We start from the raw sequence: 15,318 nt of genomic DNA on the forward strand, positions 1-15,318 counted from the left end.
CACGACACGCAAATACAAGCAATGAAAGATATACTTATAGATGACGGGAACGACTTGCGCTTATCTGAGGGCGATTTTGAAGTGGGTTACTCCGATAACCAACAGCAAAAGGCTATCCTTACTACCGAGAAGGGCGAGTGGAAAGAACACCCCGAAGTAGGGGTAGGCATTGCCCAAATGCTCGCCGATGACCTCTATACCGAAATGCTTATTGAGATAAAAAAACAATTAGAGTATGATGGTATGCAGATAAGAGATGTAGCCTTACAAGAGAATGGCAAGCTGTTTATAGATGGGGCTTATAACAACAATTAACACTATGGCAGTCGTAGCACGACACGCATTTAACCTATGGCATTAGACAAACAAACATTAAAAGCGGGCATTATAGCCCTACAGCAGGATATGCAACGCAAAACCGATGCAAGTATGGAAGAGTACGCCGAACGCCTTGCAAGCCTCATTGAAGCCTTTGTAAAAAGTGGAGAGGTAACAGTACAGGCGGGCATAGCCCTACAAGCAGGTAGCTATACGGGGGCTACTACGGGCGTAGGCAAAGGAATAATCAGCTAACAAATTAACAATATGACAAAACTAAATTACATCTTACAAGGCTTTGGTTTTAGGGACTCTCACGACTTCCTACGCTCAGCTTTTGGTCACACCTTCTCAATGCTTTTTATTAAAATGGATGTTATACTATCATTATTATTTGCTACAATACATTTCCTATTTGGTTTCAATCACTTATTCCTAACTGCCTATGCGGTGTTACTTATCTTTGAATGGATAACGGGGGTGCAAGCCTCAAGGAAGAGAGGAGAAAAGCACGAAAGTCGCAAGTTTGGGCGTATGTTATTGAAGATAGCCACGTATTTAGTGCCTATTTATATCTTACATACCTTCTCGGCTAACGTAGAGTTTCCAAGCCTTGGAGGCTTTGAGTTCGACCCCTTTCACTGGCTCTATTGGGTAGTACTTATAGCTATTATATGGCAATTAGTTGTGAGTTTATTAGAAAATTTAGATTGTTTAGGATTTCGATTTGCAAAGGTACTGCTCAAGATAATTAATAAGAAATTCTATAAGACTTTTGAGTTAGAAGATGACAGTAACAGCCCTACATAATCAGTCACTATTAGACCTCGCCCTGCAACACACGGGTACCATTGAAAGCGTCTTTGAGTTGGCAGAAGCCAACGCCCTTAACATCACTGATGACGTAGTGGCGGGTAAAACCTTAGTATTACCTGCAGAAGCCTTTAGCAATAAAGATATACTAAATTATTACACCGCTAAAAACCTACAGCCTGCAACGGCTTTCACCAAAGAAGACGAACAAGTGTTTGAACGCCTTGAAGGTATTAGCATTTGGGCTATTAACTTAGATTTTATAGTAACAAAAGAGTATAATTTTCTACCACAATAACATATGGCAAGAAGTATTCAAGATATTCAGCAATTCATCTACGCTCAAAAGGCTCAAGAGCCCGCATTGGCAAGCCTCAACAGCACCTCCAAAGTAGCTATATGGCGACTGTGGGTATATATTATCTCGGTAGCTATATGGAGCTTGGAGAAGCTATTTGACCTACATAGGACAGATATTAATAAACGCCTTACGGAATTAAAACCTCATACTGCACGCTGGTATAGAAGTAAAGCTCTTGCCTTTCAGTATGGTTTTGGGCTATCTCTCGACAGCGACAAATACGATGATAATGATAAACAATGGTTCACAAAGGAGCAGATAGAGGCCAGTAAGATTATAAAATACTCAGCGGTGGTGGAAAGCAAAAACGAAGGTAGACTTATCATAAAAATAGCAGGTGAACAAGGCGAGCAGTTGCAACCTATCACCGAACGCCAAAAGCAAGCCTTCGAAGCCTACTTGCAGGAAATTAAAGATGCCGGCGTACGTCTCTCGGTAGTAAATTATGAGCCAGATATACTGCATCTGCAAATGAAGATAGTATATGACCCTCTTGTTTTAGATAGCAACGGACAGAGTATCACACACGCTACCAAGCCCGTAGAAACGGCTATTAAAGACTATTTAAAACATTTGCCATTTAACGGCGAATTGGTTTTAGCGCACCTTATTGACGCGCTCCAACAAGCCGAAGGTGTGAAGATACCTCATTTGGTATTGGCACAAAGTAAGAATATCACCAGTAGTGGCGAGTATGGGGCTTTTGAAACAATAGAGATAAGCAAAATACCCACTGCAGGCTACTTTACCATTGATAACTTTAACGATATAACCTACGTTAGCAATGTATAATTTAAATATCGACAAACTGCTTGTACTGCTAACACCTACCTTCCTACGCAAGCCTAAAGTTGTAGCGTGGTTACGTGCGTTAGCAATACCCTTGCATAAACTGCTGTACGACTTTCAGCAAGCCCGCGAATCTGACTTATACAATTTGGCACATAACAGCCAAGTATGTTATCTTCGTAAAGCTCTTGATGATGAGTTTGACAGCCTCCTGCGACGTATTCATATTGAGGACGGCAAACAGAATGCACGCATCTACATCTACCCCCGCAGTGCTAACAAACCACTGTACTTAGGCAAAATATTCCTATACCAACGAGGCAGTTATATTGATGGTGGAGTGGATTTCGTGGTAGTACTTCCCCAAGATTTAGAGTATGATAGATACAAATTAGAGGCTTTAGTGAACTTCTACAAACTTGCGGGTAAACGATGGAATGTAAGAATTGATATATAAAAAGAATTGATATATGAACAAATTAAACCTAACCCACGAGGCAGGCTACCCCTTTGATGTTGGGTTTCTCGCCTTTATGCAGAATGCCTACAGCCTATTTAACCATTTTGGACACCTTGCTGGCAATAAAGCAATTATCTCAGGTTGCGAGGAGATAGGCAACACCATCACCCCTGGCACTGTCTTCATTAACGGAGAACTTTTTCCCTTTGAAGGAGGAGCGAAGAGTGGCACCGTATTTATCAAAGAAATAACAAATGAGGTAACCTTTGAGGATGGTTTTTTACGCCCATTAGAAACCATTAGAACTGTGGCTTTTGGTAGGTCAGTACCTGAGAAGACTTTCAATTGGGCAGACTTTCAACGAGTTACTAACCTACAAGAATTAGAAGATAGAAAAGCTGAAAAAAAAACATTGGAAGATTTAAAGGAGGAGGTAGCAAGGCTTAAGCTACAAAAGCAAGCCGTGCCTATTGGACTTATTGCTTTATGGGGCAGACCTGCCAGCGAAATACCTGCAGGTTGGCGTGAATATGTTAATTTACGTGGTAAAATGCCTATAGGCTTAGATCCCGATTATGTAAAGACAAAAGATGACTCGCAAGACTACCAATTTAATAGTTTGTTAAAGTCTGGTGGCGAACGTTCGCACAAACTTATTGAATATGAACTACCTATACATAATCACAGATATAAGTACTCTAACCTCGTAGTAGGTGTACATGGTGATGGTGCCGAAGAAAATGAAGGTAGTGGAGGATGGATGCTCAATCTTAATAGAATGCCTGAAACCTATACATCCAATACCGGTGGCGACCAGCCTCACAACAATATGCCACCTTACCGAGTAGTACAGTTTATCGAATACGTAGGATTTTAATTTGAAAACAAGATATTATGACAACAATAGAAACATTAAAGCAATGGTTCTCTAATCTTAAAAAACCAACGCAAGAGCAGTTTTGGGAGTGGTTAGATAGTTTTTGGCACAAGAGCGAGAAGATACCAATGGCAAACGTAGAGGGTTTGGATAAACTCGTAGAAGGTACAGCTTCAGCTGAACAATTGAGCAATCACTTAAACGACAGCAATGCTCACAAAATTTTATTAGACAAAAAAGTAGACAAAGAGGACGGAAAAGGACTATCTACTAATGATTTTACTACAACTCTGAAAGAGAAGTTAGAAGGTATTTCACCATTTTTAGGTAAGTTTATTACTGGTAATCTTATCACAGGCGAAACAGAATTTTTTCCAAATTTAGAAACTGGAATGGAAGAATGGGGTTCTTTCACTTTTCAATTATTTGATTCAATGAGAGTAGGTGAGTATATATTAAGTTACACAGGATATCCGTTGGGAGAAGGTATGTTTATAAATTTAATAGATACTTCAAATTCGGAAAAGGAAGTTGTTGCATCTCTATTATCGAAAGAAACAGATCGTTTTAATGGGATGAATACATATTTCTACCTTATTAAGAATGAGATAGATTTAAAAACAGGTCTCCCCCTTTATTCTGATTCTTATTTATCTATAAAAGTTAAGTATCACAAAGATAGGTTTCTCTATGGGTTGCAATTGAGAAAGCTTGAGACATTTCCTCTATGGGAAGAGCACCAAAATACGTATGTTAGTTATGGTTTAATATGTAATGATTATAATGTTAAAATAGGTCGTTGTAACCTTGTCGATACAAAAGGTGATAATAAAAGAATTAGTATTGATTACGAAGAAAATAGTTTATTTTCAGTGGTAAAGATAGGAGATGATGTAGGTAAAATTACCTTTATCTGCGATAATGTAATAGAGGGAAATCACGAAATTACTGGTAAAGCAGGCTCTCGTGCTGAAGGAGTATGTAATGGAGGCAAAGTATATATCACAGTTTATAACCGAGAATAAAAACACTAAAAAAAATGAAAAAAAGCATACGCAACATCCATTACTTAGTGGTTCACTGCTCCGCTACACCAGAGGGCAGAGACCACACAGCCAAAGATATAGCCCTTTGGCATAAACAACGAGGCTTTAACGAAATTGGCTACAACTATATCGTCCGCCTTGACGGATCTGTGGAACTCGGCAGAGACGTCAATAAGATACCTGCCCACGTAACCAACCACAACAAGGACAGCATCGGCATCTGTTATATTGGAGGTATCGACAAAAACACGCTACAGCCCAAAGACACCCGTACAGTGGCACAGAAAGAATCCTTAAAAAAGCTCCTCAAAGAGCTTAAAGCTCTATACCCCAACGCTGAGATTTTAGGACACCGAGACTTCCCTGGTGTAGCCAAAGCCTGCCCGTGCTTCAACGCCAAAGACGAATATAAAACCATTAGCAAATGAAAAAATTAGCCCTATTATTATTAGCGTTCCTTGCCCTCGTAGGGTGCAGAACCAAAAAAGTAGAAACCTACACACAAAGGCAAGTCCAGAAAGAGCACTTTATCACCAATAAGGATAGCTCCCTGCTCTTTGTTCAGAAGTCTCACAAGTCTGAATGGTCTGACCTGTCCGCCACGTCTTTCGAGATTGAACTCGAAAACGACAAAGACAGCCTTGGCAATGCTAAAGAACTCACCTATACCCGCACTCGGGACGGCAATAGTGAGACTATAAGGGTACGCAATGGCAAGGTAAAGATTAAAGCTATCAGAGCCCATTCTAAGAGCTTACAGCAGGCTGATACTACTCTTTATAAGCAATCCTACGCAAGTGCTCAAACTGAAGTTCGAAAGCACGAAATACAGCAAGCTGAGCAAATACGAAAACACGCCCAAAGTACACCATTAAGGTATATCCTTTGGTTGTTATTGCTCGTAGTCTTAGCTTATGTATATTGGAGATACAAGCCATTTCGGTGGAAGATTTAAACAGCTTTTAAAACGCTTTTAAACGGGTAGCACCCGTAGGCAGTCGTAGGAGGATACTGCTAAAAAAATGTCCTCCGCTTTTTAAAGAATCTCACCTCATTTAAAAACACGCCCACTGGCTACGGAGGACAATATGTCTTCTGTACCAGTGGGCTTTTATGTTTTATGAGGTGAGATTGCAAAAATACAACTAATTTTTTAATTTAAAAATTGAATACTAAAAAAATCAATGAAGATTTATAAAACTTCTCCATTACCCTTTCAAGGTCAAAAACGTAAATTTGTCAAACATTTTAAAGAAGCCCTTACTCACTTCCCCTCCAACGCTACTTACATCGACCTATTCGGTGGATCAGGGCTTCTTTCACACACCATCAAAACCACTTATCCCAATGCCAACGTAATATGGAACGATTATGACAACTTCGCTCACCGATTGGCACTCATACCTACCACTAACGAAATCATCGCCCAATTGCGTCCCATTGTTGCAAATTACCTCAAAGGGACACGCATCAATGAAGTAAAACCCACTATTTTGGAAGTCCTCCGCCAATACCCACCCAAAGCTTTAGATTATATTACCCTCTCTGCTAACCTCCTTTTCAGTGGCAAGTACGCCACCACTTTTGAGGCACTTGCCAAAGACGGCTTCTATGCCAAAGTTACCCAAACACCCTACAATGCCGATGGTTACCTTGCAGGAGTAGAACGCCGTCAAACCGACTATCGCAATCTCATCATCGAATTTGAACACAACCCCAACACCGTATTTATCCTTGATCCACCCTATCTTTCAACCGACATCAGTTCCTATAGAGGTGCTCAAAATTGGAAGCTAAAAGACTACCTGCATATCGTGAAGTGCCTTAATGCAATGCCTCGCTACATCTACTTCGGAAGCAATAAAGGACAGCTTTTAGACCTTTTCGACTTCCTTGCCAACGAATATGACCTCCCCAGTCCGTTCAACCACACCACACGGGTGAGCGTCAGCACCAATGTTAATTACACCAGTACCTATGAAGATTTAATGATTTTTAAATACTAAAGAAACAATGAAACCTATATCAAAAATCTGGCAACGTACGCCAATATCCTACTATGGAGGTAAGCAGACAATGTTGCCACATATCCTGCCCCTTATCCCCGAACACACCATCTACACCGAAGCCTTTTTCGGAGGAGGTGCAGTCTTTTGGGCAAAACAGCCCGTCAAAACCGAAATTATCAACGACTTCAATGCTAATGTATATACGTTCTATAAAGTCCTGCAAACCCGCTTTGCAGAGCTTAAAACCCTTATAGAGCAGTCAGTAGTCAGTCGAGAAGCCTACAAGGCTGCATTGGTAATCTACCACGCCCCTTTTGCTTTTACCGAAGTACAACAAGCGTGGGCATTTTGGTATGCCACCAATTGCGGTTTTTCCAACCAAGTAAGCAACTGCCGTATCACCTCCAACAGCAAGAATGTGTCCGCCCTCAACAACAAAATCGCCCACTTCACCGACATCTACTCAGCGCGCCTGCGGTGCGTCCAAATCGACAACAACGATGCCAGTGAAATCCTCACCCGCCACGATACCTCCGACACCTTTCACTACATAGATCCACCATACATAGGAGCCAAGCAAGGGCATTACGGAGGTTATGAGCAGGAGCATTTTAACGAGTTATTAGCCACCTTAAGCAATATCAAAGGCAAATTCCTGCTAAGCTCTTACCACAACGACGAACTAAGCAAGTACGTACAGCAATGTGGTTGGTACCAGAAAAAAGTTCGTTTGCACTTAGGAAGTAGCAATAGCTCAGGAAAGAAGCGTATAGAAGTATTAACTGCTAACTACCCTATATAACAAAAAAAACACGGATACGCATACAGCATATTCGTGTTTTTTTTTATTACCTTTGCCCCGCTCAAAAAATGTACATTTCGTTTTAATTTTTGGTACATTTCGTTTTGCGGATTATACATTAATCATTGATATTTATTTTTGTAATTGTATATTATTTTGTACTTTTGCGCCCTCAGAAAATAAAGAGATATCAAGATGTTTAGATGGATAAAAGCCAGCTTCTGGGGTACCATTGCGGGCTTAATATTGCGCAACCGAATTGCTTTTTTACTACTCATAGCTGCTATCACTGGGGGCTTAGCTACACAGTGGAAGAACGTGCGCTTTACTTTTACCGAAGCAAATATGCTCCCCGATGATCACCCTGTGAATATGGAGTACAAGCACTTCCTCGATAAGTTCGGCGAAGAAGGTAACTTGATATTAATGGCGTTAGACGACAAAAAAATCTATACACCTGAGGTACTCAACAAATGGATTGCCCTTAGTAACGAACTAAAAAAGTTCAAACAGATAGACGCTGTTATCTCTATTGACAATTTGCCTATCTTAGTGAAAGACACTGCCCAGCAGTGCTTTGTTACCCATAAGTTTATCGAAGGAAAAGTAAAAAACCAAACTGAAGCTGATAGTCTCAAAAAAGTACTTTCCGAGAAACTACCTTTCTACGAAGGTCTCATCTACAACAAGAAAACAAATACCTTGCAAACAGCCGTGTATATGAACAAAAAGATTGTCAATACACAAGCCCGCAAGGATTTTATCCTCAACGATTTTATTCCCATAGTCGAGAAGTTCGAAGCGCAAACTGGACTCAAAGTGCACACTTCGGGTATGCCTTATATTCGTACCCTCAGCGCTCAAAATATAATGGACGAGATAGGGTTATTTATCTTGGCTGCCTTACTCTCTACTTCAGCCATCTTCTTTTTCTTTTTCCGTTCATTTAGGGCGATGTTTATCTCTATGGGCGTGGTATCGATTGCAGTAATGTGGGTATTTGGTTTTCTAGGGCTTTTCGGCTACGAAATCACCATTCTCACAGGACTTATTCCGCCTTTGGTCATTGTAATTGGTATCCCGAACTGCGTATTCCTCATCAATAAATACCAACAAGAAATTAGTAAGCACGGCAACCAAGCTAAGTCGCTTATTAGGGTAATCCGCAATGTAGGCAATGTAACCCTGCTCACCAACCTCACTACGGCTATTGGTTTTGCTACCTTTATCTTTACCGAAAGTTCTTTGCTCAAACAGTTTGGGGTCATTGCTTCTATCAATGTAGTATCTATCTTCTTTATCTCTCTATTGCTAATCCCAATTATTTACAGTTATATGCACATACCTCAGGAAAAACACCTAAGGCATTTGCATCGCAACTGGATAGGTGGACTTATCAAGTTCATTGAGAATACAGTAAAGCATCACCGTATTGCAGTATTCACTACGGCTATCGCTCTGCTTATCCTCAGTATTATTGGTATTTACAAAATAAAGATTTCGGGTAGTCTCATCGAAGATATGCCTAAGTCAGCTGATTTTTTCGACGATATCACTTTCTTCGAGAAGAATTATGGCGGAATTATGCCTTTGGAAATCACTATTAATACAAAGCAGAAGAACGGTGTTACTCGGTTAGTGAATCTCAAACGCATTGACGAACTCTGCACTCATATCGAGGAAATTCCCGAAATATCCAAACCGCTTTCGTTGGTAAACTTGGTAAAATACGCCAAACAAGCCTATTACAACGGCAACCCTAAATATTATAGCCTGCCCACTACCCAAGAGCAAAACTTTATCCTTTCATACGTCAAAAACTCTAAAGGTAATGCTAATATGCTCTCCGCTTATGTAGATTCATTGGGGCAAACGGCACGCATCACTACTTTTATGAAGGATATTGGTACTGAGAAGATGCAACAAATCGAGGACAATATTTACACCAAAGCTCAAAAGCTTTTCCCAAGTAATAGGTATGAAGTGAAGATTACCGGTAAAGCCTATTTGTTTACCAAAGGTACTAATTATTTAGCTACCAACCTCATTTGGTCATTAGCCTTAGCTATTTTGCTCATTGCGCTCATTATGGCGTATATGTTCCGTTCGTTCAAGATGATAGTTGTCTCACTCATTCCTAACCTCTTACCGCTACTCATCACCGCAGGACTGATGGGCTATTTTGGCATTCCGCTCAAGCCTTCTACTATCCTTGTGTTTAGTATTGCCTTTGGTATTTCGGTAGACGATACCATTCACTTCTTGGCTAAATATCGCTTAGAGTTAGTAGCGCGTAATTGGAAGATAAGCAAATCAGTATATGCAGCTTTACGCGAAACAGGAGTAAGTATGTTCTATACTTCTATCGTACTACTCTGTGGTTTCTCGGTATTCTTGCTCTCCAGCTTCGGAGGTACCAAAGCACTCGGCGGACTCATATCAGCTACTTTGCTTTTTGCAATGATGACGAACTTACTACTCTTGCCTAGTCTGTTGCTTTTCTTAGAACGCAGTCTGTCCAACAAAGAAACTATCAAAGAACCTAAGATTGAGATATTCCCTAAGGACGAGGAAGAAGAAAACACTGAAAAAGAAAATAAAACATTATAATTACACATTGTTATCAGCTGATTGACAAATTTGTTAATTGGCTAATTAAAATAATCATTATGGAAAACAAAAAACATATCGTAATTGTGGGCGGTGGCTTTGCTGGCTTAGAGCTAGTAAAAGTGTTGAACCGCTCTGGTAAATATAAAATTACCTTGGTGGATATGAATAACTACAATTTCTTTCCACCTCTGCTATATCAGTTGGCTGCGGGCTTTATGGAGCCTTCATCTATCTCCTACCCATTCCGCCGTCTATTTCGCAAGTATAAAAATGCACGTTTCAGAATGGCTACCTTGCGAGAAGTCGTTCCATCGGAAAACAAACTCATCTTAAGCAATGGTGAACTGCATTATGACGTATTGGTAATGGCTACGGGAGCTGAATCAAACTTCTTTGGTAACAAAGATGTAGAAGAAAAAGCAATGCCTATGAAAACCGTAGGCGACGCCCTTATGCTTCGCAACTTAGTATACACCCGTTTGGAGCGCGCTACCCGTACTGAGGATAAAGAATTGCGCCGTAAGTTACTCTCTTTTGCTATTGCAGGAGCAGGTCCTACTGGGGTAGAGCTATCAGGTATCTTTGCTGAAATGAAACAGAACATTATGCGCAAGGATTACCCTGAGCTTACTTATGATGATTTAGGTGATATTTATCTCATCGACGGACAAAACACCGTACTTGCTCCTATGAGTAAAAAAGCCCAAGCATATACCGAAAAAATCTTGCTTAAAAAAGGTGTAAAACTCAAATTAGGAGTACAGGTAACCGATTTTCTGAATGACGAAGTATACCTTTCGGACGGTACCATACTTGATGCTCGTAACCTAATATGGGCAGCGGGGATTTCGGCTAAAACCTTTAAAGGTATTGACGACAAGCAATACTTGGGTCGTGGACGACGTATGAAAACCGATGCTTATAACAAAATGGAAGGCTTCGAGAACATCTATGCAATCGGCGATTCGTCTATTATGACTGCCGACCCTCACTTCCCTCAAGGGCACCCTCAGCTCGCACAAGTAGCCATACAACAAGCCAATAACTTAGGAAAAAACTTCAATAAAGATTTTGTAAACCCTACTCCTTTCAGTTATGTCGATAAAGGTTCTATGGCAATCATTGGTCGTAACCAAGCCGTCGCCGATTTGCCTAAACACATTTTCCTCAAAGGCTTCGTAGCGTGGGCTATTTGGGCATTTATACACATAATGTCGCTGGTAAACTTCCGCAACAAACTAAAAGCTTTGTACAACTGGATAGGTTATTATATCAGCAAAGACCAGTCGTATCGTATGGTATTACGCCCTACCGAAAAAGCTAAAGGATAAAATCTGGTTACCCTATATACTTTGCCAATGTTTGAAACATTGGCAAAGTTAAACCTACGTAATTACAAAAACATAATTTTGTTTTAATTTTTAAAGAATTTTTATTCAATTCCTCCCCCGTAACGGAGACTTCTTTCACTAAAAAGCGAAGAATGGAGAACACTGCTAAACAATGGAAGCAACAACTGCAATACCTGCTGAAAGGAAGGGACTACGAGTCGCTTATATACACTTCAGCAGAGGACGTTCCTATCTTACCTTTTTACACTTCCGAGAACGTAAAAAGCCCTTATGCAGTTGATATCCAAACACAAGTAGCTGTTCCTCTTTTTGTATCCGATAAAGAACAGACCCTCAAACGCATTGCTTTTTGGCAAAGCCAATCAGTTCACTTTTTTTTGCTCAACCTGCACACTGAGCTTATTCAAGACGAAGTACAACAATGGTTACCTACTGATTTACACTACTTGTTCACCAATGCCCTCACTGTAGATACCTCAACCTACCAAAACACAGGAGCTTCAATGGTGCAACAAATCGCTTTCGGAGTAGCCCAAATGCAGGAAATACTGACTACTTCAAAAGTAACCACTGCTTTTGTGAAAATAGCGGTGGGAGGTAGCTTTCTGTTAGAAATTGCCAAACTGCGTGCTTTTCGTCGCTTATTTAGCGAGCTCTACCCTACCCTACCCTTCCATTTGATAGCCGAAGTATCTCATAGAGGCTTATCTCTTCTGAAATCGTCGCATAACCAAAACTATGTACAGTTAGCTTACGAGGCTGCTGTATTAGGAGGTGCTGATTATTTATTGCCTAAAAATTCCCTTTTCTTTAAGAAGAACAGCGTAAATACCGAAAAAGCAAATGTAGCTACCATTCAGCAACTCACTGCTACCCGCAACGCAACACGGCTCAACGGAATGTATGCAATTGAGGCTATCAGCTACGAAATGTACAAGAAAGCTCTTGTGTTATACCAGCAAGTTCATAAACAAGGAGGATTATCAAGTATGCTAAAAAGCCACAGCCTGCAAAAACAAATAAAGGCTAAGGCATCGCAAGAACAACAGTTTTTTAATACACAGTGTACTACTTTCTTTCCTGAAAATAGTACCGTTGAAGTTTATCCACGTAAAGAATGGGATTTCTATCCTTTTACCAAAAATCACACCGCTGACTCATTAACACCCAAACGCCTCTGGGAACCCTTTGAAAAAAGAATAAAACAAGAAATGTATGAGCAAAAACAATGAAACTATGGCTGGTTTGCCGCCTTATGAACGCGGATATCGCGCAATGGGGTATTTAGAAGGAATGCCCTCTTTGCGCATCGTGGCTACGGAAGAAGAAAGCATTTCGCCTAACGAACCCACTGAAATACTTTATCAGAACATCGAGAATTTTACACAAAGCAAAGCATCTTGCAAATCATTGGTGATAACTGCTATTGATACTTTGCCTCAAGCCTTATCGCTAAAAGAAGCTCAATACCTCTATATACCTGCATCTCTTCTTTTAGAAAACACCATTAAGGAAACTTTCATCCACATTCTTACTCCTAACGACAAACTGCGTATTTTAGTGGATAGTGCTCACAATGGTTTTGAAATCATTGCAATGCTCCGTAGCTTGCGCGCTCTTGCCCAACTGCCTATCACCTGCTTAGTCCATTCTATCACCGATTATCTATACGCCCTCATCGCTCAATCCGACGATTTGATATGTGATATTAAAAACAAAGAGTTGGCTTCACCTGAAAACCAATTCCTAATAGAAAATAGTTTAGTTACCAAAACTATCGACCCATTCTTCCCCTAAACCTCACTTTTATTAGGCAAAACGCTCAAAACAGCATTTCATTAGCTCCACTTTACCTTCACTTTGAGAGCACTTTTTCTTCGTTCATCGTTCGTCTTTCCTTCGTCCTTTGTTCGTCTTTTGTTCGTCTTTTGTTCGTTCATCGTTCGTCTTTTGTTCGTCTTTTGTTCGTCCTTTCTCTATCTGCCCGTGCGGCTCGCACCGTCTTTTGTTTGTCTTTCCTATAAGCTTTCTATAAGCTTCTCCCAAATTAACCATTAATCATTAATCATTAAACAAAACTTTCTCCCTCCTCAAAGCCTTTTCTCTTCAAAATTACCCTCAGTCTGCTTATGATGTCTTTTGTTCCCCTTCAGAAACTACGAGTCTATTCGAGTTTCTCTGAGTCCTTCCTACGATTCCTACAAGTCCGACCAATCAAATAACTATTTTAATCTCTCTAAATCATTTGCTAATTTTCACATCCGCTAATCGGCTAATTCGCTAATTAATATTTTAAAGATTTATACGTAATTCAGATTTTTAATGTATATTTGCAAAATGAAAAAGAAAAAGCTACAAAGAAGTAAGTCTCGTATATCTGCAAAAAAGAAATCTCTATTTGGGAACTTTTTTACTGTAAGCCTCCTATGCATTTTGTTGTTGGGAGTAGGTAGCGTTTTCTATATCAGAACCTATTATCCTGCCATTTACCAAAAAATACTAAACAAAATTACAGCCAGTAAAATAAACTCTACCTACGAAAGCAATCGTATTGAACATATCGTAAGCCTCTACTACGATAAAGTCTTCGGCATCGACCTTTCGCACTATCAAGAACGCGAAGAAATAGAATGGGATAGCCTCTACATCCGAAATAAGACTGCAAAATACCCTATCCAATTTGCCATTTTTAGAGCAACAATGGGGAACGATGGAACCGATAAGAACTTTGCACACTTTTTTTCAGAAGCTAAAAAACACCAACTTATCAGAGGAGCTTACCATTACTATCGTCCAGACGAAGACCCTAAGCTACAAGCAAACTCCTACCTAAAGAGTGCTCGGTTGGAAAAAGGAGATTTCTTACCTATTTTAGATATAGAACAATTGCCTAAAAAGAAATCCAAAGAACAGTTTATTAAAGATGTACAAACGTGGTTAGATATTGTTGAAAAACACTACAAACGCAAACCTATTATCTATACTTACATCAGTTTTTACGAAGATTATTTGTATCCCACATTCAAGCAATACCCATTATGGATAGCCAATTATAATAATGTGTCAGTCCCCACCTCTGTTTTTTCTTGGCAGTTATGGCAATTCACTGAAAATGGTATTACTGCGGGAGCAAAAGTCAAAATAGATTTTAATATTTTTAATGGTGATAGTAGCGAACTGAACAAACTCTTATTGTAGTATGACAAAAAAAGAACTCAGGACACTCTATAAGCAAAAACGCAATGCCCTATCAGCTGAGGAGCGAGACCTCCTCAGCCAACAAATAGCTGAAAGGTTACTTCTTTTTCCTAATTCTTTATGGGAGTATCACACTTACCATATATTCCTCCCCATAGAACGATTAGCCGAAATAAACACAAATTATATATTGGACATACTGCGCGATAAGAATAAGCAAATAGTAGTCCCGAAAATGGATAGCAATACTCGCACGCTGTCCTCTATTCTTCTCACCAAAGATACTCAGCTCATTAATAACGCTTGGGGAATTCCCGAACCTAAACAAGGTGTTGTTATAACTCCCGAAACCATAGATGTAGTATTCGTTCCTCTTCTTGCCTATGACAAATATGGTAATCGGATAGGCTATGGCGGTGGCTATTACGACCGTTTTTTGAGTGAATGCAGAGGTGAAACACTCAAAATAGGACTCTCCTACTTCCCTCCTGAAAATAACTTTTATGCTCTGAGAAATGCTACTGATGTTTTTTTAGATTATACTATCACTCCTTCTGCAAATTACACACTCACAAAAAGAGAATATTGATAAGTTTTTATTGAGGAAAACTTTGCTTATATTGAACTTTTCAAAATAAAATACCATATTGTTTTGTATAATTCTAAATAAGTAGTATCTT

Annotated in this window: 19 protein-coding genes; 18 read left to right on the forward strand and 1 reads right to left on the reverse strand. The window is 39.8% G+C overall.

Annotation, left to right across the window (positions count from 1 at the left end):
- The first annotated feature begins 21 nt into the window (after positions 1 to 21).
- From ACSQ7D_RS00195 to ACSQ7D_RS00270, 16 genes are all read left to right on the forward strand, one after another.
- On the forward strand, positions 22 to 315 hold the full coding sequence (locus ACSQ7D_RS00195; RefSeq protein WP_437134942.1) for an oxidase: 294 nt from the start codon (positions 22 to 24) through the stop codon (positions 313 to 315).
- 36 nt (positions 316 to 351) lie between these two features.
- Positions 352 to 573 carry a hypothetical protein gene (locus ACSQ7D_RS00200; protein ID WP_437134943.1) on the forward strand — a complete coding sequence of 74 codons (222 nt, stop codon included), beginning with the start codon at positions 352 to 354 and terminating at the stop codon, positions 571 to 573.
- 12 nt (positions 574 to 585) lie between these two features.
- Positions 586 to 1,128: a phage holin family protein gene (locus ACSQ7D_RS00205; RefSeq protein ID WP_437134944.1), complete on the forward strand. Its 543-nt coding sequence runs from the start codon at positions 586 to 588 to the stop codon at positions 1,126 to 1,128.
- Positions 1,106 to 1,429, forward strand: a complete 324-nt coding sequence (locus tag ACSQ7D_RS00210; RefSeq protein ID WP_437134945.1) for a hypothetical protein — start codon at positions 1,106 to 1,108, stop codon at positions 1,427 to 1,429. The genes ACSQ7D_RS00205 and ACSQ7D_RS00210 overlap by 23 nt, the downstream gene beginning before the upstream one ends.
- A gap of 3 nt (positions 1,430 to 1,432) precedes the next feature.
- Positions 1,433 to 2,284 carry a nucleotidyltransferase gene (locus ACSQ7D_RS00215; protein WP_437134946.1) on the forward strand — a complete coding sequence of 284 codons (852 nt, stop codon included), beginning with the start codon at positions 1,433 to 1,435 and terminating at the stop codon, positions 2,282 to 2,284.
- Positions 2,277 to 2,738 carry a hypothetical protein gene (locus ACSQ7D_RS00220; RefSeq protein WP_437134947.1) on the forward strand — a complete coding sequence of 154 codons (462 nt, stop codon included), beginning with the start codon at positions 2,277 to 2,279 and terminating at the stop codon, positions 2,736 to 2,738. The genes ACSQ7D_RS00215 and ACSQ7D_RS00220 overlap by 8 nt, the downstream gene beginning before the upstream one ends.
- 13 nt (positions 2,739 to 2,751) lie before the next feature.
- Positions 2,752 to 3,618, forward strand: coding sequence for a hypothetical protein (locus ACSQ7D_RS00225; RefSeq protein ID WP_437134948.1), 867 nt, complete (start codon positions 2,752 to 2,754; stop codon positions 3,616 to 3,618).
- A gap of 17 nt (positions 3,619 to 3,635) precedes the next feature.
- Positions 3,636 to 4,643: a hypothetical protein gene (locus ACSQ7D_RS00230; protein ID WP_437134949.1), complete on the forward strand. Its 1,008-nt coding sequence runs from the start codon at positions 3,636 to 3,638 to the stop codon at positions 4,641 to 4,643.
- Positions 4,644 to 4,657: 14 nt separating this feature from the next.
- Positions 4,658 to 5,092, forward strand: coding sequence for an N-acetylmuramoyl-L-alanine amidase (locus ACSQ7D_RS00235; protein WP_437134950.1), 435 nt, complete (start codon positions 4,658 to 4,660; stop codon positions 5,090 to 5,092).
- Positions 5,089 to 5,619 carry a hypothetical protein gene (locus ACSQ7D_RS00240; RefSeq protein ID WP_437134951.1) on the forward strand — a complete coding sequence of 177 codons (531 nt, stop codon included), beginning with the start codon at positions 5,089 to 5,091 and terminating at the stop codon, positions 5,617 to 5,619. The genes ACSQ7D_RS00235 and ACSQ7D_RS00240 overlap by 4 nt, the downstream gene beginning before the upstream one ends.
- A gap of 229 nt (positions 5,620 to 5,848) precedes the next feature.
- Positions 5,849 to 6,670: a DNA adenine methylase gene (locus ACSQ7D_RS00245; RefSeq protein ID WP_437134952.1), complete on the forward strand. Its 822-nt coding sequence runs from the start codon at positions 5,849 to 5,851 to the stop codon at positions 6,668 to 6,670.
- Positions 6,671 to 6,677: 7 nt separating this feature from the next.
- Complete coding sequence (locus ACSQ7D_RS00250; RefSeq protein ID WP_437134953.1) at positions 6,678 to 7,475, forward strand: DNA adenine methylase; 798 nt, start codon at positions 6,678 to 6,680, stop codon at positions 7,473 to 7,475.
- Positions 7,476 to 7,670: 195 nt separating this feature from the next.
- Positions 7,671 to 10,085, forward strand: a complete 2,415-nt coding sequence (locus tag ACSQ7D_RS00255) for an efflux RND transporter permease subunit (protein WP_437134954.1) — start codon at positions 7,671 to 7,673, stop codon at positions 10,083 to 10,085.
- A gap of 59 nt (positions 10,086 to 10,144) precedes the next feature.
- On the forward strand, positions 10,145 to 11,419 hold the full coding sequence (locus ACSQ7D_RS00260) for an NAD(P)/FAD-dependent oxidoreductase (RefSeq protein WP_178976580.1): 1,275 nt from the start codon (positions 10,145 to 10,147) through the stop codon (positions 11,417 to 11,419).
- A 152-nt stretch (positions 11,420 to 11,571) separates the two neighbouring features.
- Entirely contained in the window at positions 11,572 to 12,672 is a 1,101-nt protein-coding gene (locus ACSQ7D_RS00265) for a methylmalonyl-CoA mutase family protein (protein WP_264860475.1), read from the forward strand.
- Complete coding sequence (locus ACSQ7D_RS00270; RefSeq protein WP_264854558.1) at positions 12,656 to 13,237, forward strand: hypothetical protein; 582 nt, start codon at positions 12,656 to 12,658, stop codon at positions 13,235 to 13,237. The genes ACSQ7D_RS00265 and ACSQ7D_RS00270 overlap by 17 nt, the downstream gene beginning before the upstream one ends.
- Before the next feature lie 84 nt (positions 13,238 to 13,321).
- On the opposite strand, the gene ACSQ7D_RS00275 is transcribed toward ACSQ7D_RS00270, so the two are convergent.
- Positions 13,322 to 13,495, reverse strand: coding sequence for a hypothetical protein (locus ACSQ7D_RS00275; protein WP_264852512.1), 174 nt, complete (start codon positions 13,493 to 13,495; stop codon positions 13,322 to 13,324).
- Between the two features lie 282 nt (positions 13,496 to 13,777).
- Between ACSQ7D_RS00275 and ACSQ7D_RS00280 the strand changes: the two genes are divergently transcribed.
- Positions 13,778 to 14,638, forward strand: a complete 861-nt coding sequence (locus tag ACSQ7D_RS00280) for a GH25 family lysozyme (protein ID WP_264860472.1) — start codon at positions 13,778 to 13,780, stop codon at positions 14,636 to 14,638.
- Position 14,639: 1 nt separating this feature from the next.
- On the forward strand, positions 14,640 to 15,227 hold the full coding sequence (locus ACSQ7D_RS00285; RefSeq protein ID WP_437134955.1) for a 5-formyltetrahydrofolate cyclo-ligase: 588 nt from the start codon (positions 14,640 to 14,642) through the stop codon (positions 15,225 to 15,227).
- The last annotated feature ends 91 nt before the right edge of the window (positions 15,228 to 15,318 follow it).

The organism is Capnocytophaga sp. G1920, from assembly GCF_051417515.1.